Annotated in this window: 20 protein-coding genes; 11 read left to right on the top strand and 9 right to left on the bottom strand. The window is 43.8% G+C overall.

The annotated features are described in order from the left end of the window. Nucleotides 1-45 precede the first annotated feature (45 nt). Complete coding sequence (locus BLS64_RS10595) at nt 46-864, top strand: UbiA prenyltransferase family protein (RefSeq protein WP_093113534.1); 819 nt, start codon at nt 46-48, stop codon at nt 862-864. On the opposite strand, the gene BLS64_RS10590 is transcribed toward BLS64_RS10595, so the two are convergent. The 5 genes from BLS64_RS10590 to BLS64_RS10570 all read right to left on the bottom strand — a co-directional run bounded on the left by BLS64_RS10590 (nt 847) and on the right by BLS64_RS10570 (nt 5669). Then, nucleotides 847-1110, bottom strand: a complete 264-nt coding sequence (locus tag BLS64_RS10590) for a hypothetical protein (RefSeq protein ID WP_093113501.1) — start codon at nt 1108-1110, stop codon at nt 847-849. The genes BLS64_RS10595 and BLS64_RS10590 overlap by 18 nt on opposite strands. A 2-nt stretch (nt 1111-1112) precedes the next feature. After that, nucleotides 1113-1664, bottom strand: coding sequence for a sigma-70 family RNA polymerase sigma factor (locus tag BLS64_RS10585; protein ID WP_093113500.1), 552 nt, complete (start codon nt 1662-1664; stop codon nt 1113-1115). 83 nt (nt 1665-1747) lie between these two features. Further along, nucleotides 1748-3784 (bottom strand): M3 family metallopeptidase, encoded by a 2037-nt coding sequence (locus BLS64_RS10580; RefSeq protein WP_093113499.1) that lies wholly within the window; start codon nt 3782-3784, stop codon nt 1748-1750. A gap of 216 nt (nt 3785-4000) precedes the next feature. Continuing rightward, nucleotides 4001-4486, bottom strand: a complete 486-nt coding sequence (gene purE, locus BLS64_RS10575) for a 5-(carboxyamino)imidazole ribonucleotide mutase (RefSeq protein WP_093113498.1) — start codon at nt 4484-4486, stop codon at nt 4001-4003. Nucleotides 4487-4496: 10 nt separating this feature from the next. Further along, nucleotides 4497-5669, bottom strand: a complete 1173-nt coding sequence (locus BLS64_RS10570; RefSeq protein ID WP_093113497.1) for a 5-(carboxyamino)imidazole ribonucleotide synthase — start codon at nt 5667-5669, stop codon at nt 4497-4499. Between the two features lie 129 nt (nt 5670-5798). On the opposite strand from BLS64_RS10570, the gene BLS64_RS10565 reads away from it, so the two are divergent. From BLS64_RS10565 to BLS64_RS10555, 3 genes are read left to right on the top strand one after another with little or no spacing between them, the layout of a single operon-like run. Continuing rightward, nucleotides 5799-6905, top strand: coding sequence for an adenylate kinase (locus tag BLS64_RS10565; protein ID WP_093113533.1), 1107 nt, complete (start codon nt 5799-5801; stop codon nt 6903-6905). A 38-nt stretch (nt 6906-6943) separates the two neighbouring features. Beyond that, complete coding sequence (obgE, locus tag BLS64_RS10560) at nt 6944-7951, top strand: GTPase ObgE (RefSeq protein ID WP_093113496.1); 1008 nt, start codon at nt 6944-6946, stop codon at nt 7949-7951. A gap of 60 nt (nt 7952-8011) precedes the next feature. Continuing rightward, nucleotides 8012-8533, top strand: coding sequence for a DUF4136 domain-containing protein (locus BLS64_RS10555; RefSeq protein WP_093113495.1), 522 nt, complete (start codon nt 8012-8014; stop codon nt 8531-8533). A 73-nt stretch (nt 8534-8606) separates the two neighbouring features. On the opposite strand, the gene BLS64_RS10550 is transcribed toward BLS64_RS10555, so the two are convergent. From BLS64_RS10550 to BLS64_RS10540, 3 genes are read right to left on the bottom strand one after another with little or no spacing between them, the layout of a single operon-like run. Next, the gene (locus BLS64_RS10550; RefSeq protein WP_093113494.1) at nt 8607-10244 is read right to left on the bottom strand and encodes an OmpA family protein; all 1638 of its coding nucleotides are present in this window, start codon (nt 10242-10244) and stop codon (nt 8607-8609) included. Nucleotides 10245-10254: 10 nt separating this feature from the next. Further along, the gene (locus BLS64_RS10545) at nt 10255-11190 is read right to left on the bottom strand and encodes a PorP/SprF family type IX secretion system membrane protein (protein ID WP_093113493.1); all 936 of its coding nucleotides are present in this window, start codon (nt 11188-11190) and stop codon (nt 10255-10257) included. Nucleotides 11191-11209: 19 nt separating this feature from the next. Further along, entirely contained in the window at nt 11210-14230 is a 3021-nt protein-coding gene (locus BLS64_RS10540) for a gliding motility-associated C-terminal domain-containing protein (RefSeq protein WP_093113492.1), read from the bottom strand. 308 nt (nt 14231-14538) lie between these two features. On the opposite strand from BLS64_RS10540, the gene BLS64_RS10535 reads away from it, so the two are divergent. The 7 genes from BLS64_RS10535 to BLS64_RS10505 are packed head-to-tail and all read left to right on the top strand — an operon-like array spanning nt 14539 to nt 21433. Beyond that, nucleotides 14539-15894, top strand: a complete 1356-nt coding sequence (locus BLS64_RS10535; protein WP_093113491.1) for a UDP-N-acetylmuramate--L-alanine ligase — start codon at nt 14539-14541, stop codon at nt 15892-15894. Between the two features lie 47 nt (nt 15895-15941). After that, nucleotides 15942-16643: a RadC family protein gene (gene radC, locus BLS64_RS10530; RefSeq protein ID WP_093113490.1), complete on the top strand. Its 702-nt coding sequence runs from the start codon at nt 15942-15944 to the stop codon at nt 16641-16643. 12 nt (nt 16644-16655) lie between these two features. Then, nucleotides 16656-17945: a polysaccharide deacetylase family protein gene (locus tag BLS64_RS10525; RefSeq protein WP_093113489.1), complete on the top strand. Its 1290-nt coding sequence runs from the start codon at nt 16656-16658 to the stop codon at nt 17943-17945. After that, nucleotides 17932-18621: a YjjG family noncanonical pyrimidine nucleotidase gene (locus BLS64_RS10520; protein ID WP_093113488.1), complete on the top strand. Its 690-nt coding sequence runs from the start codon at nt 17932-17934 to the stop codon at nt 18619-18621. Before BLS64_RS10525 ends, BLS64_RS10520 begins: the two co-directional genes overlap by 14 nt. Before the next feature lie 45 nt (nt 18622-18666). Further along, nucleotides 18667-19218: a hypothetical protein gene (locus BLS64_RS10515; RefSeq protein ID WP_093113487.1), complete on the top strand. Its 552-nt coding sequence runs from the start codon at nt 18667-18669 to the stop codon at nt 19216-19218. 2 nt (nt 19219-19220) lie between these two features. Continuing rightward, nucleotides 19221-20597, top strand: coding sequence for a DUF5723 family protein (locus tag BLS64_RS10510; protein ID WP_093113486.1), 1377 nt, complete (start codon nt 19221-19223; stop codon nt 20595-20597). Then, nucleotides 20594-21433: a hypothetical protein gene (locus BLS64_RS10505; RefSeq protein WP_093113485.1), complete on the top strand. Its 840-nt coding sequence runs from the start codon at nt 20594-20596 to the stop codon at nt 21431-21433. Before BLS64_RS10510 ends, BLS64_RS10505 begins: the two co-directional genes overlap by 4 nt. Here the strand turns inward: BLS64_RS10505 and BLS64_RS10500 are convergent. Continuing rightward, nucleotides 21427-22704 (bottom strand): replication-associated recombination protein A, encoded by a 1278-nt coding sequence (locus BLS64_RS10500; protein WP_093113484.1) that lies wholly within the window; start codon nt 22702-22704, stop codon nt 21427-21429. The genes BLS64_RS10505 and BLS64_RS10500 overlap by 7 nt on opposite strands. Nucleotides 22705-22853 lie beyond the last annotated feature (149 nt).

The following is a 22853-nucleotide window of genomic DNA, read 5'->3' as shown; positions in this document are numbered from 1 at the left end:
TTTACAAGAGAATTTCAGGCAGATCTTCTGCGGAAAAAATACAGGATGAAAAAGTTCAGAAGCATTTTTGAATTTTATATCAACAGCAGCATTCACGTGGCTTTGGCGGTGGTTTCCCTTTGTGGGATGACCTTTTTGAACTTTGATATTTCTGTCGAAGAAGACCTCTTGTTCTTTGTCTTTTTCGGAACCATCACAGGTTACAATTTTGTGAAATACGCTCCCGTGGCCCGGCTTCATCACCGAAGCCTTGAAAAAAGGCTCAAGCTTATCCAGGTTTTTTCCCTGTTTTCTTTCCTTTTATTGATCTGGTTTTCCTTTAAAATAGCTTTTGAAGTTCTGCTTTGGACGGGCTTTTTTGGGCTCTTCACGGTGCTCTATGCGCTTCCGGTCTTGAAAAGGAGGAATCTAAGAAGTGTTTCTGGGCTAAAAGTGTTCATTATTTCTTTTGTGTGGGCAGGGGTAACTGTTATCCTGCCTGTAGTAAGCACGGATTTTGCGCTCGAATTTAGCGTTTGGGTTGAATTTTTTCAAAGGTTCCTGCTGGTCCTGGTGTTGATCCTGCCTTTTGAGATAAGGGATCTAAAATATGATCTTGAGCAGTTGGGCACCATTCCGCAGCAGGTAGGAGTGACGAGGACCAAAATCCTGGGAACGGTCCTGCTGGTATCTATTCTTATTTTGGAGCTCCTAAAACCTGAATTTTCAGGTAACTCTTTTGCTGCGCTAAGTATAACGGCACTTATCTCGGCCATATTTGTTTGGCAGGCGCGCGAAAGACAGTCGAAATATTATGCTTCTTTCTGGGTGGAAAGTATTCCGATCTTATGGCTGCTCATCCTGTTCCTAATTAAGGCTTTCTGAATTTTTCTCATCCATGCGCTGTCTAAGGACGGCTTTTTCTTCGTCGGTGCAGGATTTAAGATCGGCTTTTTTGATAAGGTAACTAAGCTTTTCGCTTTTTCGGGTATAGTCTTTACAGGGAGGGCAAAGAAAAAGATGGAATCTCAATCTAAGCTTGTCAGCCAGTCCGGCCTCGTTATATGCGGCCCTATCGCAGGCGTTTGCCGCTGCTTCACAATCAAGTCCAAAAAAGCTTCTTATACCCATAATTAAAACCAGTTTTTTTCAAGACATTTAGCCAGAGAAGTTCTGGCGCGGTGAATGATCACCCATAAATTAGACGGACTAATTTTGTATTCATTACAAATTGCTTCGGTGTCTATGCCTTCGATCGTTTTCTTTTTAAAGATTTCGGCTTGTTTTTCAGGTAATTGATCGAGACAATCTAAGATGGCTAAACCTAATTCCCGGTTTTCCATGTCGTCTTCCGCGGTCCTGTCAGTAAGGTCTGGGACTTTTTCTTCCAGCCAGTCTCCTTCCATCTCGCCATCAGGTAGATTGACCTTCACTTCGGCTTTTCCCTTATTTGAATTGATCCTGCGGTAATGATCTATGATCTTGCGTTTTAAAATGGAAATCAACCAGGTGCGTTCGCTGGCTTCCCCTTTGAAGTTCTTCATGGAATTAAGCCCCGCAAGAAAAGTTTCGGCTACTATGTCATTGGCGATCTCCCGGTCATTTACCCGCACAATGGTATAGTTGAACAGGTAATCTGCGTACCTGTCCACCCATTTATCGGGATCTAACCTGGTTTTTGCCATTTTTCAAGGAGTGTATCCTATAAAAATAACAAAGATTTCGTTAATAATTTAGCAATTGGGAAGGGCTTTAACGCCTCTTCTTACTATGATTTCTTCGGAAGTAATCCTGCCCGCCTCAACAGGGCTTCCGGAGCAGCTTCTTTTCCCCTGAAACGCTTATAAAGGGTAAGCGGATGCTCTGTTCCTCCCTGAGACAGAATAGTATCCCTGAACTTCTGCGCGGTTTCCCTGTCAAAGATCCCTTTTTCGGAAAAATGTTCAAAAGCATCAGCATCCAAAACTTCAGCCCATTTGTAGGAATAATATCCTGCGGCGTATCCGCCCTGGAAGATATGGGCGAAAGAGGTGCTCATGCAGTTTTCTTCCACCTCGGGGAAGAGTCGGGTAGGAGCGAAGGCTTTTTCTTCATGCTCTTTCACGTTCTCTATTTCTGAAGGATCTATGCTGTGCCAGCTCATATCCAGCATGCCAAAGCTAAGCTGTCGCAGGGTAGCCATTCCCTCATGAAAGGTGGCTGATTCTTTGATCTTCTTGACAAGTTCATCTGGAATGATCTCACCGGTTTCATAGTGCCTGGCAAACAGCTCCAGGGCCTCTTTTTCATAACACCAGTTCTCCAGTACCTGGCTAGGCAGTTCTACAAAATCCCAGAATACGTTAGTACCCGAAATACTTGGATAAATGGTATTGGCCAGCATGCCGTGAAGGGCATGTCCAAATTCATGAAAAAGCGTGGTAACCTCATTGAAAGTTAACAGTGAAGGCTCGTCTTCTGTTGGTTTGGTGAAATTGCAGACGATCGAGATGTGCGGCCGTTCATTCTTTTCGTCCTTAAAATACTGAGATTTATAAGAGGTCATCCAGGCTCCGCCGCGTTTTCCTTCCCGTGGGTGGAAATCCGCGTAGAACAGGGCTATTTCTTTCCCGTTCTCATCTGATACTTCATAAGTTTTTACTTCCGGATGATAGGTGTCGACATCGAACACCTCCTTGAATTTTAACCCATATAACCTTTCTGAAACTGCGAATACTCCATGAATCACGTTATTGATCTCGAAATAAGGTTTCAGCTGCTCGTCATCAAGGTCGAATAATTTCTGTTTTAGTTTTTCACCGAAGTAAGCGGCATCCCATTTTTGAAGTCGATCTATGCCTTCAAGTTCTATGGCAAATTTTTCAAGCTCCCCAAATTCTTCTTTTGCCGCGGGTTTTGCTTTCTCAAGCAGCTCCTGCATGAAAGAATTCACCTTTTCGGGGGTTTCTGCCATTCTCTCCTCCAGCTTGAAATGAGCATAGGTAGGATATCCTAGCAATTTTGCTTTTTGATGACGCAGTTTGACGATCTGCAAAACATTTTCGCGATTGTCATACTGGTCATTATGAAATCCTTTAGCGCCAAAGGCAATGGCCATTTCCTTTCGTAAGCTTCTGTTCTTGGCGTATTTCATGAACGGGAGATAGCTGGGATAATGTAAATTAAAGATCCAGCCTTCTTTGTTCTTTTCTTTGGCTAGCATTTTGGCCGCGCTTCGAGCTCCTTTTGGAAGACCTTCGAGATCTTTTTCATCAGTGATATGAAGCTCGTATCTATTCGTCTCGGCCAGGACATTTTCCCCGAAACTCAGGCTCAAAGCCGCGAGTTTTTTATCCAGATCTCTCAGTTGCTTCTTGTCTTCATCGTTGAGGTTCGCCCCATTACGGGTGAACATCTTGTATTTCTTATCAAGAAGGGTGTTCTGCTCTACAGTCAGCTCAAGCTCATCTTTTTGATCATATACCTTTTTTACCCTTTCGAATAAGTCGGCGTTTTGAATGATGTCATTTTTAAAATCTGTAAGTACAGGTGAAATTTCCTGGGCCAGTTTCTGGATCTCATCATTGGTTTCGGCAGAGTTAAGATTGAAAAAAATGCTCGTGATCCTGTCCAGCTGACTACCGGCAAATTCCAGGGCTTCAATGGTGTTTGAAAAACTTGGAGCTTCCGAAGATGAAACGATCTCCTGTATCTCATTTTTGGCCAGGTGAATCGCTTCTTCTATTGCGGGCTTAAAATGCTCGGTCTTTATTTTGGAAAAGGGAGCATGTTCAAAAGTCTGTAATAGTGGATTTTTCTGTGCCATATTCTGTTAATTTTTATCCGCTAAAAAGGCATTTTTAACGAAAAATTGTGCTTTTTTTGTGATTTTAAAGAATCTTTTCTTTACTTTAACTATTCTTAAGAAACCGATAAGAATTTAAATATAGTAGCTTTTAGGTTTTTGATTAATATATTTAGAATGGTTAATAAATACTATTAAACGACAAATGCTACTTTAAGCCACGCGAAAGCGTGGCTTTTATTTTTTAAGACCTTTCGCTCCTTCAATGACCTTCTCCTTTAGGCCATTTTTGTAGGCTATTACCTTATCAAGTATTTCCGAATCGGCGCTGCCAAGGATCTGCGCGGCAAGTATGCCTGCATTTTTGGCGCCGTTAAGAGCAACGGTAGCCACAGGTACACCGCCGGGCATTTGCAAAATAGAAAGTATTGAGTCCCAGCCGTCAATGGAATTGCTCGATTTTACAGGCACTCCAATGACCGGAAGAGGTGAAAGGGAGGCTATCATTCCCGGAAGGTGGGCCGCGCCGCCGGCTCCGGCTATAATGACGCCAATTCCGCGGGAGTGGGCGTTCTTACCGTAATCAAAAAGTTTTTCGGGGGTGCGGTGGGCAGAAACGATATCCACCTCTGTTTCCACTCCAAATTTCTTCAGGATGTCTATGGCTTCCTGCATTACCGGCAGGTCGCTGGTACTGCCCATTATAATTCCCACTTTTCTCATCTTGTTCTGTTTAGCTGTTTATTTTTTCTGAACCTATCACCCGAATTGTCTTCTTTACTTTCTCGGCCGTTCTTCGGGCCTCAGAAAGATCTTCGGCGACAATGGTCACATGACCCATTTTCCTGAAAGGGCGGGTTATCTTTTTTCCGTAGATGTGAGGTGTAACTCCCTTAAATTTCATGATCTCCTCAATGTTCTCATAGATCACGTTGCCGGTGTAGCCTTCATCTCCCACCAGGTTGACCATTACTCCGCCCACTTTGCTGTCGGTATTGCCAAGCGGCAGGTCTAATATGGCACGCAGGTGCTGCTCGAACTGGTTGGTAAAGCCGGCCTCTATGCTGTAATGCCCGCTGTTGTGCGGGCGGGGCGCCACCTCGTTCACCAATACCCGGTCATCTTCGGTCTGAAACATTTCTACCGCCAGCAGGCCTACATGTTCAAATCTTTCGGAAACCTTTTCTGCCAGTTTTCTTGCTTTTTCTGCTACGGAAGGCTCTATCCTTGCCGGACAGATCACATATTCCACCTGATTGGCCTCTGGATGGAACTCCATTTCTACCACCGGAAAAGTCTTTACTTCTCCCGAAGGGCTGCGGGCAACGATCACCGCCAGCTCATTCTTGAACGGGATAAGATCTTCGGCTATGCAGGGAGTATCTTCCAGAGCTTCAAGAGCGGCCTGGTCTCTCACCACAGCTACTCCTTTGCCGTCATACCCGCCTGTTGTGCTTTTCCAAACAAAAGGGAACTGAAAATCCCCTTTTTGAAAGCACCTCAAAAGCGCGTCTTTTGAAGCGAATTTTGAAAAAGGAGCCGTGGGAATGGCATGGTCTGCATAAAAGCTTTTTTGAACACCTTTGTCCTGGATCTTTTTAAGGGTCTTGGGCGAAGGGTAGACCTTTATGCCTTCCTGTTCCAGTTTCTCCAGGGCTTCCACGTTGACGGTTTCGATCTCAAAGGTCAAAACATCGGCTTTTCTTCCAAATTCCAGAACCGTTTCATAATCCATTAAGTCACCTTGTGTAAAAGAGTCACAGGCAATGCGCGAAGGTGCTTCGGCGCTGGGATCAAGAACTAATGTCTGGATATCGTATTTTCGGGTTTCATAGAGCAGCATTTTTCCCAACTGCCCTCCGCCAAGAATTCCGAGTTTGAAATCTGAAGAAAAGTAATTCGTCATTAGGGTGGTGTTTCAGCAAAAATAATTTTAAAAATCTGAATTGCCGAAAGATTCAGGCACAAATGCCTTTTAATTTGGTATTAGGAGTTGTTTGGAATATGTATCTTTGCTTCCCAAAAATTATTTGGTTTGATACAACTACACGATTTAAAATTCACACCTTTTATTTCTGAAGCCGAGATCAATGATGCGATCGAGAAAGTGGCAGCGAAGATCAATGAAGATTTTGAGGGGAAAACCCCTGTTTTTCTCGGCGTTTTGAACGGTGCTTTTTTATTTGCTTCCGAAGTGATCAAGAGGTTTAAAGGAGATTGTGAAGTTAATTTTGTGAAATTGAGCTCCTACCAGGGCACTGAGACTTCAGGAGAAGTTAATTCCCTAATGGGCCTAACTCAGCCTTTGGAGGGCAGACATGTGGTGGTTATCGAAGATATCGTGGATACCGGAAATACGCTTGAAAGCCTCAACAGCATTTTGGAGGCAGAGAAAGTTAAGGAATTCAAGATCGCCACTCTTTTTTACAAACCCGAAGCTTATAAGAAATCCCTGCATATAGACTACGTGGGAATGGAGATCCCAAATGATTTTATTGTTGGTTACGGACTTGATTATGATGGTCTGGGCCGAAATCTTACACAGGTATACAAACTTAAAGAAAGCAAAATGACAAATATTGTGCTGTTTGGCCCTCCGGGAGCCGGCAAGGGAACACAGGCAACTATTTTAAAAGACACTTACCACCTTAAGCATATCTCTACCGGAGATGTGTTTAGGTATAACATTAAAAATGAAACTGAGCTGGGGCTTATGGCCAAGTCTTATATGGACCAGGGGCAGCTGGTACCCGATGAGGTGACCATTGACATGCTGAAGGCTGAGGTAAGACAGGCAAAAGGCGGTAAAGGCTTCATTTTTGACGGTTTTCCAAGGACTGTGGCACAGGCCGAGGCTTTGGAAGAATTGCTTCACAATGAAGGTACTTCTGTAAGTGCCATGATCGCGCTTGAAGTGGAGGACGACCTGCTTGTAGAAAGACTTTTGGAAAGAGGAAAGACTTCTGGCAGGCCAGATGATGCCAATGAAGAGGTGATCAGGAAAAGGATCAAGGTCTACTATGAAGAGACTGCAATCCTAAAGCAGTTTTACCTAAAGCAGAATAAATATTTCGGCGTAAACGGGGTAGGCAGTATTTCTGAGATCACCCAGCGACTTAAGGATGTTATCGACAACCTGTAATAGGAAAGACTCCATTCAATTTTTAAGGAAAAGGAATAATGACTGAAGGAAATTTTGTTGACTATGTAAAGATCCATGTAACTTCCGGAAACGGAGGGAAAGGCTCAGCCCATTTGCACCGTGAAAAATACATTGCAAAAGGCGGGCCCGATGGTGGTGACGGAGGTCACGGCGGGCATGTGATCATCAAGGGGAACAAGAACCTCTGGACCTTATTCCATTTAAAGTTTAAAAGGCATATCAAGGCCGGCCACGGGGAGCACGGCGGAAAGCAACGCAGCACCGGGGCCGATGGCGAGAATCAATATATTGAGGTGCCGCTGGGTACCGTGATACGGGATACCGAAACTCAAAAGCCGCTTGACGAGATCACAGAAGATGGGCAGGAGATCATCATTGCTGAAGGTGGAAAAGGTGGCCTGGGTAACTGGCATTTTAAATCCTCTACCAATCAGACCCCGAGATATGCCCAACCGGGAATTTCCGGGGAGGAAAAGGACATTACTCTGGAGCTTAAAGTGCTGGCCGATGTAGGTCTGGTTGGATTTCCAAACGCCGGAAAATCCACTTTACTTTCGGTCATTACCGCGGCCAAGCCAAAGATCGCCGATTACGAATTCACCACTCTAAAACCGAATCTCGGGATAGTAAAATACCGGGATTTTAAAACTTTTGTGGTTGCCGATATTCCCGGGATCATTGAAGGTGCTGCTGAAGGCAGGGGGATAGGTCATCGTTTCCTGCGTCACATAGAACGCAATTCTACTCTGTTATTCCTCATTCCGGCAGACGCTCCGGATATTCCGAAGCAATACGAGATCCTTGTAGATGAATTACGAAGGTATAATCCTGAAATGCTGGACAAGGACAGGTTGATCGCCATCTCCAAAAGCGATATGCTTGATGAGGAGTTAAAAGCCGAAATGAAGAAAGAACTGGACAATTCTTTTGATGTTCCTTATCTCTTCATTTCCTCTGTCGCACAACTGGGGCTGCAGGAACTCAAAGACAAGCTTTGGGAAATGCTGAACAGGGAGCCTGTTTAGGGATTGTTAATCGCTTCATTTTCAGGATAGTTTTTCTTATTTTTAAGTAAAACTCTCGTTATGAAGTTCATTCCCTTCCTTCTGTTTTTTCTCATTCTCACATCTTGCAATGCACCGCAGGCAGTATATGATTACGATCAACAAATTAACTTTTCCCAGTATCAGACCTTTGATATTTATCCAGATCTGCGAACCGGCTTGAGTCAGTTGGATGAAGAGAGGCTTATCAAGAGTGCCAGGCATCAACTGCAAAATAAATCTCTATCGCATTCTACCAACCCCGATCTTTATCTGAATATTTATTCCGAAGAATACCGTCAGCAAAGTGACAGCCGATTAGGAATAGGTGTAGGAGGCGGTAGCAGAAATGTTGGAGTAGGAGTAAGCGGCGGCATTCCTTTGGGAGGTCCTGAAACTTACCTTAGGCTCACCTTTGATCTTATAGATGCCAAAACCGATGCCTTAGTATGGCAGGCGGTGGTGGAAAGTTCATTTGATCTTAACGCCAGTCCTACAGAACGGCAGAAGAGATTTGACCAGATCGTGCAAAAAGCTTTGGCCGGTTATCCTCCAAAAAGGTGACAAAACATCCTGTTTTCAGAAAATAAAAAAGCCCCGATCTCTCAGGGCTTTTCTTTGGTTGGTCAGATAGAAACTAGTTCATAACCTTGAACTCACTTCTTCTGTTTTTAGCGTACTGTTCTTCAGTACACATATCAGGTTCGGTACAATCATTTAAAGGCATTGACTCTCCATAACCTTTTGAGCTAAGCCTGCTGCGATCAATTCCCTGACTAACAATGTATTCTAGGGTAGCTGCCGCGCGTCTTTCCGAGAGGTCCATATTATATTTATCAGATCCGCGAGCATCAGAATGAGAACCGATCTCAAGTTCAAGCCTCGGGTAATCTTTCATGATCTTCACCACACGGTCTAATACAACTTCTGCCTGGGGTAGAATTTCTGATTTATCGAAATCAAAGTAGATATTGGAAACATCTCTTAGCTGTTGGGCGCCAGTGACTTCGTTCTCTTCGGTTAATTCAACAGCAACCACCGGTTCTGGGCGTTTGTTCTCTTCTCTTACAAAGGAATAGAGGTTTTCAGTTCCATTGTTCACAGAAGTGAAATGACCTTTATCTTCTCCCGGTTTGATTACGAAGGCGAAGTCATCGCTTCCGCTGTTAACCGTTCCGCCCAAATTCTGAGCCTCTTCAAAACTGCCGTTTTTCAATTCCGCACGAAAAATATCCAGGTTTCCAAAACCTGTTTTTCCATTGGAACTATAATAAAGTACATCTTCACTGCTAATGAATGGGAATTGTTCCCTATGCTCCGAATTGATGGCTGGCCCAAGGTTTCTTGGTTCCCCGTAAGACCCGTCTGCATTGATGTCTACAACATAGATGTCGAAAGATCCTAAAGATCCCGGCATGTCGCTCGCAAAGTAAAGTTTTGAACCGTCAGGGCTCAGCGCAGGATGCTCTGTAGAATAGCTGTCGCTTGCAAAAGGAACTCTTTCTATATTGGTCCATTCCCCATTCACCTTTTCAGCCCGGTAAATACTGATGTGTGCTACCCTGATATTCTCATCCTCGGCTTTGACTCTTTCGGAGTTTGTTCTGTTAAAGAACATTACCGTCTGATCTGCGTTGAAAGTGGCAGAACTTTCATGGGTATCTGTATTGATCTCTCCTGGGAAAAGCTGTACATCGCTTATTTCTCCATCTGCAGACATTTCGCCTGAGTAAAGATCAAGGTACGGCTTCTTGTTCCACAGGTACAAAGGACGGTTCTCATTGCGAGTTGATGCAAATACTACCCGATCTCCCATGTAGGTGATCCCAAAATCTGAACTGGAGCTGTTGCTGGCAAGCTGACGCACCTTGAAAGTGTGTGGGGCGATGGTATCCAGCTCCTGTGCCAGCTTACGCAGATTGATCTCCTGGTTATAATATTCGCTGAGCACCTCGTCGGCTTCCCGGTTCTTACCCATGGCTCTAAGGGCATGGCCATATCTGAAGCGATATTCAGGAGCAATGTTCCCGTCAAAGCGGTTGAAGAGTTCCCTGTAATTACCTTCGGCGCTCATCATCCTGTGGGTGTAGAAATAGGAATCTGCAAGATTTTGAAGCACGTGCTGATCTTTATTGGATATAAGCCTGTACATTTCTGCAGCATCCATATAAGCTCTCTCTTTGAACAGTTGGTCGGCCTTGCCTACGCTCACATTCTGAGCGAAAGCAGTAAGACCTATAACTGTAGCTAAAAGTGTAGTGTATAATTTTCTCATATATCTTTTTTTAGAAGAATCGTGGAGATTTATCAAATCCTCTTGAGAACACATCCATGTCAAACAGGATCATGATCTCATGAGTTCCGTCATTGTAATCACCCAGGTTTGAAAGGGTGTAATCATATGCATAACCTATGCGAAGGTCTGGAGTAACGCGAAAGTTCACTAAACCGCTAAGAGCGTCGCCAAGTCGGTATCCAATTCCTGCTTCAAGACGATCGTAAAGAAGGGCATTGGCAGTAATGTCAACTGACAGTGGAGCATCCTGCACTCCTCTCACCATAAAGGCAGGTTTTAGTTTAAGATCGTCATTGAGGTCGAACACGTATCCACCTGTAAGGAAGTAGTGAATGTTTTCTTCTCCTAAACCGGCTCTTCCATCAGCATTTTCAATATGCTTGGAGGTAATAAGGTTTGGAGCAGATAATCCTACATAATAGTTCTTACCAAACCAATAAGCGCCCACTCCAAAGTTAGGAAAGGTCTCGCTGATGTTTTCCATGGCTGGATCTACTCCCTGTTCAGGAGTTCTCAAGCCGGCAAGGTCTGCATCAAAAAAGTTCACTCCTCCTTTTAATCCGAGGGAAAGCTTCGAGTTGTCAGAAACCGGGAATACATAGGCAAAGTTGGCAGAAAGATGACTTTCCTTAACGATGTCACCAACCTGGTCGTGCATAATATTGATTCCTAGTTCCACTCTTCTGGCAAGGGCAGTTTGTGCAAAAACTGTTGCCGTTTCAGGACCGCCTTCCATTCCAACCCATTGGTTACGGTAAATGGCTCCGGTTCTGAAAAGCCCCTCCTCGTCTAGAGCATAAGCAGGGTTGATCACTCCCATGTTATACATGTACTGAGTGAAATGGGGGTCTTGTTGAGCATTACCCTCTGTTGAAAGAAGGGCAATGCTAACAATGAATAAAAGTTTTATAATGGAATTTCTCATATAGTTCAATGTTTTCAAATTATCTGCTTAGGTACAATCTTCCTTGGGTTGGTGTAGTTTCTCCGTCATTATATTCAATCACATAGAAGTAAACTCCTACAGGAACTACATCACTACCCAGGGAACCTTCTGTAGATTCGCCGTTCCAGGTAGCATTAGAAGCGTTTCCTTTAAATACTTTTTGACCCCACCTGTTGAAGATCTCAATGGTGAACTGTGGATATTGCTCTCCAATGAATTCCACCATAAAAAGATCGTTGATGTTGTCACCATTCGGGCTGAAAGCTTCAGGTATTGGTAAAGGGCATTTTTCCACCTCTGCGGTCACTGCCAGCCTTTGCGAGCTTTCACAGCCTGAAGCAGCATCTGTTAAGGAAGCGTAATAAACAGTTCCATCCAGAAGGCTGGTTTCGGGGCTCACAACACTTCCGCCTGTAGCTGAATCATACCAAGTAATATTGGCTTCGTTCATGGCGATGTTGCCAACGGTAGGCCTGTCGATCATACAAAATTGGTTTCCACCTGCTACAAGAGTAGGTGTAGGAGCATCGTTGATCACTACCTCGGCAGGAGTTGCGGCAGATTCGCAACCTGCAGGGCTGGTTTGGGTAGCGTAATAAGTTCCTGTAACCAGTACGTCTGTTCCGGCAGCAGGAGTAGTCAATGCAGCATCTGTATACCACTGAATACTGTTTCCGGTATCCGGAGTAGCAACAAGATCAGCAACAGTAAGTCCGGTTGCGGCGCAGTCTGTAACTGCTGTTGTAGCCGGAGCAGCCGGAACTGCTTCAACGTTCACAATGATGTCTGCGCTTGCATCTGGACAAGAGGTAGTGGAAGCAACTGTATATGTGTAAGTGCCGGCAACATCTACTGCAGGATCAAACATGTTTCCGCCACTGGCTAAAGCCGGGGAGAAGTTTCCTGTTGCATCGGCATTACCAAGGATAGATGGATCTATCATGGTAGTAAGATCAAATGGTGCATCATTTGCACATACAGTAATTTCAGTGTCAATTCCTGCATTTGGAGAATCGAGGATGGTAACCGTTACCGGAGTTCTGGCAGTACATGTCCCACTTTGATTTCCGGCATAATATACAGCCTGATCTTCAAGTTGAGTATTGGGGTCAATAGTGGTGTCGTCAGACGGATCTGCTGTGGTGTACCATACCGCATGAGCAGGTAAAAGATCGCTCACTCGTGGGAAGTCCGCTCCGGTTCCATCATCTACTGTTTCACAAAATTCAGGAGTGGTGTCGGCTACGATAGGACAAGCTTCAGCCACAAAAATGGTTGCTGAAGAAGAACATCCGTTCGCAGTCACGGTATAAGTGTAAGATGCCGGTGCGGTATCAACAGCCGGATCAAAAGTGCCATTTCCAATGTCCCAGGTTCCTCCGGTAACTGGAGTGCCACCAAGTTCGCTGAACAGGTCAATTACCGTATTGTCTCCTTCTACTAATTGCACGGTAGCATCTTCCCCGGCATCAGGGGTCTGGTTCACAGTGATTTCAAAGGTTGCAGAGTCAGAACATCCTGTGTCGCCATCATTTATTGTGTAGACGGTTGTATATACACCTGCTCCATTGGTGTTGTAATCGTCACGAAGGCTTTCTAAAGTAGGATTAAAAGTTCCGGTTTGATCTCTTCCCTCAAGGTAGGTGTTGAACTGCGTCATCAGGGCGTCACCATCTGCAAAGTCTGCAGTACAATAAGCCTCGTTCACATCAGCTCCGGCTTCGGGCGCGGCAATGATATTAATGGTGATAGTGTTTACAGCATCCTCACAAAATTCATTGCCTTCTACGGTGTAAGTAAATTCTTGTACACCGGCTTCATAATCGGCAGGGTTAAACATATTGTTGGTAAGTGCCGGTTCAAAAGTTCCTGCCTGGTCTGGAGTTCCTTCAATTTGAGTGAACAGGTCGACTGCAGGATCATTGGAGCAATACGTTAATTCAGTTGGAGTACCTGCATCGGGTGCCGGGTAAATGTCGGCAGTTACTTCGGTAGTGGTACAGGTACCTTCCTCTATTCCCAGGAAATAGCTATTTCCATGTACAAGGGCAGTGCCCGCGTCTATTGGAGTACTAAAAGTTTCATCTGTGTACCATACGCCATCAGCAGGTAGAAGGTCATCTACAGTTGCACTTTCTGTTTCACAGAATCCCTGTGTTTCATCAAGGATAGTAAGTTCATTCACGGTTACAGTTACAGCAAGTCTGTCAACACTCACACAAATTTCTCCAACTGAAGCAAGGTAGTAGGTTTTTCCGTCTTCAAGTGGAGTTGCCGAACTTAGTTCAGTCAAAGATGTTTCAGAAACAAAATACCGAAGGTCTCCGCTGGCTACTATGTCTGCCAGAGTAGGATTGTTTGCAGCACAAAAGGTTTGTGCAGGTTCACCTTCAGGTGCGGGTTCGCTATTGAGTTCGATCTTTACACTTCTTCGGTTAGTACGACAGGTCCCAAAAGGATTAGCCTGATCAACCCAGTAAGTAGCGCCATTCACCAATTCTGTATCGGCCGGTAGCACGTTGCCACCTGTTTGGCTGTCATACCATTGGATGCTACCTGTCTCATCAGCACTGGTCCGGATATTGCTTAAATAGATATCCGGATTATTAACATCGGCAACACAAAAAGATAGTGTAGGTAAGGATTGCTTGTTCGTCGATTCTTTAATTCCCAGTATGTCAGGCTGACTATAAATGGTAACAGTCACTGATTCCCTGCTTCCGGCGCAAGTTGCGTCACTGTTGCCGGCAAAATACGTGATTCCATCAGCCAAGAGTTGGGTAGAGGCTATGGGAGTCGTGGAATTTTGATCTGCATACCATACCACATCACCAGTAGCAACTAGATGCTGTACTTCCGGGATCTGGGAATCACAAAAATACTGCTGATTGCCAGAGGCAGTGGTATTTTGGTCTTCTACCGTGGGACAGGTCTGTCCATAAGAGTAGGTTCCGCTAAAAAGAATAAAGGCAAAAAGGAATAAGGAAATTCCATTTCTCCTTAAAGTAAAATTTTGCATAGGCTCTAGATGTTAATTTGTTCTGTTTTTAGAATTGGGTTCAAATATATGGCAAAGATGAAAAAAAAAGCTTAAACTCCTGTTAAGTCAGGAATTACAGGCTGGTTACTTCTAATTGCTCTACTTGACTGAGGTAGGGTGGGTTAAAAATACAATTTTTTCATTAATAAAATATTGGGAAGAAATGTTTTACAAAATATTCGTTAAAATTTTTTGTTCTAAAACAGTACTAATTCGATCTTTTTCATATTAAGTCAAACGCTCTTTTCCTTCCCGCCGCTTTAGTTATCTTTACACCAAAATTTTTTATGCGCATACATTTTATTGCAATTGGAGGCAGTGCCATGCACAACCTGGCTTTGGCTTTGCACCAAAAAGGCCACCAGATCACCGGGAGTGACGATATGATCTACGAACCTTCCCGGTCAAGACTTGAAAAATTTGGTCTGCTGCCCGAAACTTACGGCTGGTTTCCTGAAAAGATCACTCGGGAACTTGATGCGGTCATTCTGGGAATGCATGCCAGGGAAGATAATCCCGAATTAAAAAAAGCTAAAGAAATAGGGGTGCAGGTATTCTCTTATCCCGAGTTTCTCTTTGAGCAATCTAAAGAAAAAACCAGAGTGGTCATAGGAGGTTCGCATGGTAAGACCACGATAACTTCCATGATCCTGCACGTGCTTAATTACCATAACAAAGAGGTGGATTACATGGTAGGGGCCCAGCTGGAGGGTTTTGATACCATGGTACACCTTACTGAAGAGAATGATTTTATAGTTCTGGAAGGGGATGAATATCTTTCCTCGCCTATAGACCGTCGACCAAAATTTCATCTTTACCAGCCCAATATCACTCTGCTTAGTGGGATAGCCTGGGATCATATCAATGTTTTTCCCACATTTGAGAACTACCTGGACCAGTTTAGAATATTCATTGATTCTATAGTAAAAGGAGGGATCCTGGTCTATAATGAGGAGGATGAGCAACTCAAGAAACTGGTAGAGGAGACCACAAATACCATCAGAAAGCATCCTTATCACGTGCCTGCCTACCATGTGGAAAATGAGGTGACCTTGCTGGAGACACCTGAAGGCGATATGCCGGTAGAGATCTTTGGAAGACATAACCTGCAGAACCTCGCGGGCGCAAAATGGATCTGCCAGCACATGGGTATAGACGAAGAGGATTTTTACGAGGCAATAGCTTCTTTCAAAGGTGCCTCAAAGCGTCTTGAAAAAATAGCAGAAACTGGAAACACGGTGGTCTTTAAGGATTTTGCTCACAGCCCTTCTAAAGTGGCGGCTACTACCAGGGCAGTAAAAGAGCAGTATGCTGATAAAAAATTGGTAGCCTGCCTCGAACTGCATACCTACAGCAGCCTTAATTCGGAGTTTTTGACAGAGTACAAGAGCGCTCTTGATAATGCCGATGTTGCCATGGTTTATTTTTCTCCCGAAGCAGTGCAAAATAAACGTCTGGAATCTATTTCTGCTGAACAGATTTTCAAAGCCTTTGGGCGGCAGGACCTGGAAATTTATACTAATTCTGAAGATTTTCAGGAATTCCTGAAGTCTCAGAACTTCAGCCAGAGCGTGCTGCTCCTGATGAGTAGCGGGAACTATGGAGGTCTGGATTTTGAAGAAGTAAAGGAGTGGATCAAATAGCCTAAGGTGGTAATGTTCATTTTCTTATCTTTAAGTAAAATGGATCAATGGCCGAAGGGGAACAAACATCATTCACTATTAAGAACTGGGCGCAGGACGATCGTCCGCGAGAAAAACTGCTTCAAAAAGGCCGTACCTCACTAAGTGATGCCGAACTACTGGCGATTTTGATTGGCACCGGAAGCAGAAATCAAAGCGCAGTAGATCTTTGTAAAAAGGTACTGGCAAAGACCGGTAACAGTCTTAATGAACTGGGAAGACTTTCTGTAAAGCAGCTTATGGAGTTCAAGGGGATTGGAGAGGCCAAGGCCGTGACCATAGTCGCTGCTCTGGAACTTGGCAGGAGAAGGCGCACAGAAGAAGCCATGGAGAAAAAGAAGATCACCTCCAGCGCTTCGGTTTTTGAACTTATGCAGCCCATTATTGGTGACCTGCCGCATGAGGAATTCTGGATCGTCTATCTAAACAATTCCAACAAAGTGATAGATCGGTACCAGCTAAGCAAAGGAGGAATTACAGGAACTCTGGTAGATGTTCGCTTGGCGCTAAAGATGGCTTTAGAGCTGGGGGCGACCTCCATTATCCTGGCTCATAACCATCCTTCGGGAAATCTCAACCCCAGTAATTCTGACAAACAACTCACCCAAAAATTAAAGACAGCGGGAGAAAGCCTTGACATTAAAGTGCTTGATCATGTAATTGTGACCGATAAATCCTATTTTAGCTTCGCCGATGAAGGATTGTTGTAATTTTCTACCTCTATGCTTTTAGTCTATACCCAAAAGATCACGCCCAGGATCACTTACTCATTCAAGCATATTTGTACCCGCATACTTGGAGTGCAGGTGGCATTTACTTCAAAGATCGAGGAGTTCGTGGCTCACGAAGGCATGAAATTATCTTACGGAAAACAAAGTCTGGGCAACGAGATCTTTATTCAGAATGTAGATCTTTTACTGGAACAGGGAATGACCGACATGGAGGTGAAAGTACAGGAGTGGGATGAGGTGCCGTGTTTTTTTGGGGTTTCAGAAAACAGCTCTTTGCCGTTCGATATTTTTGCCGCGACTTTTTACCTTTTAAGCAGGTATGAAGAATACCTGCCGCATGTGAAGGATGAGGAGGGAAGGTTTCCGGCCTCGGAAAGTCTGGCATTTCAGGAAGGGTTTCTGGATAAACCGGTGATCGATATCTGGGCTTACAAGTTCAGAGAAGTGCTTCAGCAGAAATTTCCAGATTTTAACTTTCCGAAGCGACCCTACGCAACCGAAAACGTAATCGCGGTAACTGAAGCCTACTGCTATAAGAAGAAGGGAATAGTGCGATCATTACTTGGTTTTACAGAAGATCTATTGCATCTTAAACCAAAATATCTTTTGCACCGGGTTCAGGTTCTGGTAAAGTTAAAACGGGATCCTTATGATGTTTATGACAGGATCATAAGGATCTTTAAAAAGTATCATGTACCAATAAAATTCATGTTCCAGGTGAGCGATTTTTCAACCCATGACAGGAATATCAATCACAACCGGCTAGAATTCCAAAGCCTTATCAAATCTGTAGCCGATTATGCAGAGGTAGGTCTTCAACCAGGCTATTTCGCTAACCAAAAATTTAGGGCATTAAAGGAAGAAAAGACAAGATTGGAGGGCATTTTGAAAAGGCCGGTGGTTAGCGCCTTGAACAATAAGTACAATCTTTTGCTGCCCGATACGTATAACAATATGGTGGAGCTGGAATTTAAAAATGATTATTCTATGGGCTATCCCGAGGCTATGGGATTTAGGGCCGGGACCTGCACGCCGTTCCTGTTCTACGATATCAATTTTGAGATCACCACGCCCTTGCTCATTCATCCATACGTGGTAAACATTCAGGCCACTCAGAAGATGAAAGAAACTGAGATCGAGTATAAGGTTCTGGAATTAAAACGACAGATCAAACTGGTAGACGGAAAATTTATTTCGGTCTTTACCAATAAGGACTTTTCAGAATACGCTAACGCTAAAAGGAACAGGAACATTTTAAAGACAGTCAATGACATTTCATAACTTACAACACATATTTTTCGACCTTGACCATACCCTGTGGGATTTTGACAGGAATTCGGGCCTCGCCTTTAATTCTATCTTCAAGAAAAATAGAATAGCCGTAGAGTTGGAAGAATTCCTGGAAGCTTATTCTCCCATTAACATGGATTATTGGAAGAAGTACCGGGAAAACCGGGTTTCCAAGGAGGATCTAAGGTACGGCAGGTTAAAGGATACTTTTGATGTGCTTAAGGTCAACGTGACCGATGAGCAAATCGATCAATTGTCTGTTGACTACATAGACCATCTCCCCAATCATAACCATTTGCTGGAAGGTACTGTTGAAATGCTGGAATATCTTCACCCAAAGTATAAGCTGCATATTATTACTAATGGCTTCAAAGAAGTGCAGCATAAAAAAATGGCAAGCTCGGGAATTTTAAAGTATTTTAACACTGTGACCACTTCAGAAGATGTAGGCGTAAAAAAACCGGACAGGTTGATATTTGAAGCAGCTCTCAAAAATGCTTCGGCAAAAATTGAAGAAAGTATCATGATAGGTGATAATTTTGAAGCTGATATCCTGGGAGCCCATAGCTTCGGAATGCCTGCTATTCTTTATAATTATTATAAACAGGAATTCTCTCCTGAGTATCATCAGGTATTGGAAATGAAAGAATTAGCTAAATTTTTTTAGCAATATATGCAGTTTACTTTCGTTTAAGATTGTAAATTTGCCCCCATGAAAAATCTTAAAGATCTGTTAAAGATCCCCCTGCTTACGATTTCTATTTTTTTCATCTCTGTTTCCTGCGTGAAAGATGTCGATCTGGATCAAATCGAGGAGATTAAACTGCAGCCCAAAGCTGTGGTAGATCTTATCAATTTTGAATTGAATGCCGATCTTATTCCAACTTTGGATCTTGGGAATCCATTTACCACTGAAGAAATTATTCCTTTTAATGTTATTACAGACGATCTTGAAGAAAGCGTAGTAGGGATCGATCTGGGTTTCGAATATTATAATTCTCTTCCCCGGACTTTCAACGTGGAAATCAATTTTCTTGATGATAGAAATCGTGTTAAGCAGACCCGGAAATTTGAAATTCCTCCCGGTAGTAAAAATTTTCCAGCCGATAATCAACTAATTTTTTCATTTACCACAGCGAAAGAACTTGAATTGCTAAGTGAATCCACTCAGGTGAAAGCCAAGTTCACCATGCAGCCCGGTCCCGGTGCTACAGAAGGGGAGATAAAATTATTGTCAACCGCTACCTACCAGTTTGAATTTTAGGGATGAGATTATTTTTTGTGTTGCTCGTTTGGTTTACCGGCCAGCTTGTTTATGCTCAAAATAAGCAGTTGCTGTACAATGTTAATTCCCTTCCTCAAAACCTTATGGCCAATCCCGGGGGTGAAGTTAGGTTTGATATGCATGCCGGTGTGCCTTTTTTTTCACAGATTTCTTTTTCGGCCGGCTCTTCAGGAGTGAGTCTTTATGACATTTTTGGGGAAGGAAATGGTACGGTGAATGAAAATATCGACCGTTCCCTTTCCAGGATAAGTGACAGAGATTTTTTCACGGTGAGGAATCAGCTGGAGCTTTTGTTCCTGGGCTGGCGTGACAAGAAGCGCAACTATTTTTCGGCAGGCATTTATCAGGAATCCGATGTCTTTGCCTATTTTCCGAAAGATCTGGCGGTGCTGGCCTGGGAAGGAAATGAGAATCAGAAAAATTTTCATCTCAGCGACCTGGCCTTTACCGGCGAAGTGTTGAATGTTTTCCATTTTGGAGTAAGCCATTACTGGAACCGCGATCTCAGTATAGGGATCAGGGGAAAGTTGTACTCAGGAATTATCAATGTTCGTAGCATTGATAACAATGGAGATTTCTTTACCTACGGAAGTTCAGAAAACGGGGTGTCCCGCCCCAATCTTCGTAAGGTAGATGTGTTACTGCGTACTGCCGGGCTGGGTCCTTTCCTGAATGAAAATAAGATGACCAATAAAGAGCTTTTTAACCACTTTCGAAGTCAGGCTTTTTTAGGCGGAAATTTGGGAGTGGGCGTTGATATAGGTTTTACTTATTTCCTGACCGATCAATATCGTCTTACCGGAAGCCTTCTTGATATTGGAATGCTCAAACATACTGAAGACGTTCGTACTTTCAGGTATTATGGGGATTATGATTCGAACCAGGAAAGTACTCTGGATCCAGATCATCCGGATAGCGGTGAGCTGGGGGAGTATTTTCATGAGGAAGAGCTCAGCGATCCGTATATAAGTACTAGACCGGTAAAGCTTAATGCTTCATTTGATTACGGTTTTGAAGAAGACCTTTATCTGGCAGCGTGTGATTACCGGGAGAGAAGGCCAAGGAGACGTTACAGGAACCATGTGGGCTTGCAGCTCTTTAGCATGAAGCGGCCGCGGGGTTTGGTAAATGCTGCCACTGTCTATTTCGACAGGAAATTTTCTCAAAATTTCTTCGGAAAAGTTACTTACACGGTAGATTCTTTCTCATATTCTAACGTGGGACTACTGGTTTCGGGAAGATTTTCAAATTTTAATCTTTATCTTGCTGCAGACAACCTGCTGGATTATTCCAATCTTGCCAAAGCGCGAAACGCTTCGGTGCAGTTGGGCTTCCAGTTCATATTTGATAAAGGATGAAAAAGTTGATTTTTACGGCCGTTTTATTTGTAAATATTTCTATAGGTGCAGCAGGGCAGGAGCTGGATCAATACCAGTATGTACGGGTGCCTGAAAAATTCGATTTCCTTAACGAGGACAATCAATACCAGTTGAACGCGTTGACAGCCTTTCTATTTGAAAAATTCGGATTTACGGCCCTTTACGAAGAACCTACTCCAGAAGGGGTGCAGCCTTGTGAAATCCTTGATGCCAATGTGCATGATGAGAGCAGTATTTTTAGTTCTAAAGTCTATGTGACTTTGAGAGACTGTAAAAAGGAAGTGGTATTCACCTCAAGAACCGGGACCAGTAGAGAAAAAGATTATAAAGATTCTTATCACGAAGCACTTAGGGATGCCTTTAAATCCATTGAGGAGTTGCAGCATAGTTTTTCGGGAGAAGTTGTGATAGACCCTGTAGTTTCCGTGGAAGAAAAAGAAGCTTACGAAGAAGCTTCTGAAGTAGATTCACTTCCTGCCGAAGTCATTGTAGATCCTGTGGTTACTTCCGAAGAAAGGGAAGAGCTAAAAAAGCCCGCTAAAACACGGAATAGGAAAACCGTTGCCGGAACCTATATGAACGGAGCGGTGTCCTATGAGTTGAAAAAGACTGCAGTGGGATTTGACCTATTTAAAAAGGGAGAGACAGAAGTCTTTGCTAAACTTATCAATTCTGGCAGTGGGGAAAATTACCTCTATTCTTCAGCTTCGGGGAATGGAAATGCCTATTTTGATGCACAAGGAAATCTCGTTGCCGAATACTTTGACGCAAACAGCGGTCAGGTGATTACGGTTACTTACAGGAAAGATCAATAACCGTATTTGTTCTTCCAGCGTTTCTTCAGAAATTCTCTTTGTGCCAATTCGCGCTGGTTATTTCCGGGCTTGAAAAGAGTTGTGTTGGAGATCTCTTTGGGAAGAAATTCAGCTTCCGCAAAATTTCCCTCATGACTATGGGCGTATTTGTAATCTTCGCCATAGCCCAGATCTTTCATGAGCTTTGTGGGTGCATTTCGAATGGATAAGGGCACCGGAAGGTTACCTGTTTTTTTGACCAGAGCCTGTGCCTCATTAATGGCCATATAGGAGGCATTGCTTTTAGGCGAAGTAGCCAGATAGATGCAGCACTGGCTCAAAATGATCTTCGATTCAGGATAACCAATCGTAGAAACCGCCTGAAAGGTGTTGTTGGCCATGATAAGCGCGGTGGGATTGGCGTTGCCTATATCTTCACTGGCCAGGATAAGCAACCGCCGTGCGATGAACTTAACATCTTCCCCTCCCTCTATCATGCGAGCCAGCCAATAGACCGCCGCGTTGGGATCGCTTCCGCGAATTGATTTTATAAATGCCGAAATGATGTCATAATGCTGCTCCCCGGTCTTGTCGTACAAAACCGTGTTTTGCTGCACTTTTTTGAGAACCATCTCATTGGTGATCTCTACGGAATCGGTTTCTTCGGAGGTGACCAGAAGCTCGAAAATGTTCAGCATTTTCCTGGCGTCACCGCCACTAAGCCTCAGTAATGCTTCTATCTCGGATAACTTTATTTTTTTCTTCTGAAGGAGCTCGTCTTCCTTCATCGCCCGCTCAAGAAGTGCTATCAGATCGTCCTTTGAGAAAGAATTGAGGACATATACCTGGCTTCGGGAAAGCAATGCGGGAATAACTTCGAAACTCGGATTTTCGGTAGTGGCACCTATCAGGGTCACCCATCCTTTTTCTACGGCTCCTAAAAGTGAATCCTGCTGACTTTTGCTGAAGCGGTGGATCTCATCAATGAACAGGATAGGATTCTTGGTAGTGAACAAACCTTCACTTTGTTTGGCTTTTTCGATCACCTCCCGAACATCTTTTACCCCGCTGCTAATGGCGCTAAGGGTAAAGAACGGCCGCCCCGATTCATTGGCGATAATATTAGCGAGGGTGGTTTTTCCCACTCCGGGTGGCCCCCAAAAAATCATGCTGGGAATAATGTCATTCTTGATCTGCTTTCTTAGAGCAGCATCGGGTCCCACCAGGTGCTGCTGACTTAAATAATCATCTAAACTGCGGGGGCGCAGTCGTTCTGCCAATGGTTTGTTCATGTCGTAAAAATACTAATTTGCTCTGGAGAAGGAAATAGCTCGTGGTGTAAAACCGGCTGACTTCCTGTCATTAAAATGAGTATTTTTATGAGAATTCGGTCATGATGTACTGCAGTTCTCAACATGGAAGTAAATGGCTGAATTTTTGA

The organism is Salinimicrobium catena, from assembly GCF_900102915.1.
Lineage (GTDB): Bacteria > Bacteroidota > Bacteroidia > Flavobacteriales > Flavobacteriaceae > Salinimicrobium > Salinimicrobium catena.
The sequence above is the reverse complement of the archived record's forward strand: the minus strand, read 5'-3'. Positions and strand labels throughout refer to the sequence as shown.

What these genes read in the sequence shown, in the direction of transcription:
- BLS64_RS10595 (WP_093113534.1), top strand. Translation starts at nt 46, where the DNA reads ATGAAAAAGTTCAGAAGCATTTTTGAATTTTATATCAACAGCAGCATT.
- BLS64_RS10590 (WP_093113501.1), bottom strand. Translation starts at nt 1,110, where the DNA reads ATGGGTATAAGAAGCTTTTTTGGACTTGATTGTGAAGCAGCGGCAAAC.
- BLS64_RS10585 (WP_093113500.1), bottom strand. Translation starts at nt 1,664, where the DNA reads ATGGCAAAAACCAGGTTAGATCCCGATAAATGGGTGGACAGGTACGCA.
- BLS64_RS10580 (WP_093113499.1), bottom strand. Translation starts at nt 3,784, where the DNA reads ATGGCACAGAAAAATCCACTATTACAGACTTTTGAACATGCTCCCTTT.
- purE (WP_093113498.1), bottom strand. Translation starts at nt 4,486, where the DNA reads ATGAGAAAAGTGGGAATTATAATGGGCAGTACCAGCGACCTGCCGGTA.
- BLS64_RS10570 (WP_093113497.1), bottom strand. Translation starts at nt 5,669, where the DNA reads ATGACGAATTACTTTTCTTCAGATTTCAAACTCGGAATTCTTGGCGGA.
- obgE (WP_093113496.1), top strand. Translation starts at nt 6,944, where the DNA reads ATGACTGAAGGAAATTTTGTTGACTATGTAAAGATCCATGTAACTTCC.
- BLS64_RS10555 (WP_093113495.1), top strand. Translation starts at nt 8,012, where the DNA reads ATGAAGTTCATTCCCTTCCTTCTGTTTTTTCTCATTCTCACATCTTGC.
- BLS64_RS10550 (WP_093113494.1), bottom strand. Translation starts at nt 10,244, where the DNA reads ATGAGAAAATTATACACTACACTTTTAGCTACAGTTATAGGTCTTACT.
- BLS64_RS10545 (WP_093113493.1), bottom strand. Translation starts at nt 11,190, where the DNA reads ATGAGAAATTCCATTATAAAACTTTTATTCATTGTTAGCATTGCCCTT.
- BLS64_RS10540 (WP_093113492.1), bottom strand. Translation starts at nt 14,230, where the DNA reads ATGCAAAATTTTACTTTAAGGAGAAATGGAATTTCCTTATTCCTTTTT.
- BLS64_RS10535 (WP_093113491.1), top strand. Translation starts at nt 14,539, where the DNA reads ATGCGCATACATTTTATTGCAATTGGAGGCAGTGCCATGCACAACCTG.
- radC (WP_093113490.1), top strand. Translation starts at nt 15,942, where the DNA reads ATGGCCGAAGGGGAACAAACATCATTCACTATTAAGAACTGGGCGCAG.
- BLS64_RS10525 (WP_093113489.1), top strand. Translation starts at nt 16,656, where the DNA reads ATGCTTTTAGTCTATACCCAAAAGATCACGCCCAGGATCACTTACTCA.
- BLS64_RS10520 (WP_093113488.1), top strand. Translation starts at nt 17,932, where the DNA reads ATGACATTTCATAACTTACAACACATATTTTTCGACCTTGACCATACC.
- BLS64_RS10515 (WP_093113487.1), top strand. Translation starts at nt 18,667, where the DNA reads ATGAAAAATCTTAAAGATCTGTTAAAGATCCCCCTGCTTACGATTTCT.
- BLS64_RS10510 (WP_093113486.1), top strand. Translation starts at nt 19,221, where the DNA reads ATGAGATTATTTTTTGTGTTGCTCGTTTGGTTTACCGGCCAGCTTGTT.
- BLS64_RS10505 (WP_093113485.1), top strand. Translation starts at nt 20,594, where the DNA reads ATGAAAAAGTTGATTTTTACGGCCGTTTTATTTGTAAATATTTCTATA.
- BLS64_RS10500 (WP_093113484.1), bottom strand. Translation starts at nt 22,704, where the DNA reads ATGAACAAACCATTGGCAGAACGACTGCGCCCCCGCAGTTTAGATGAT.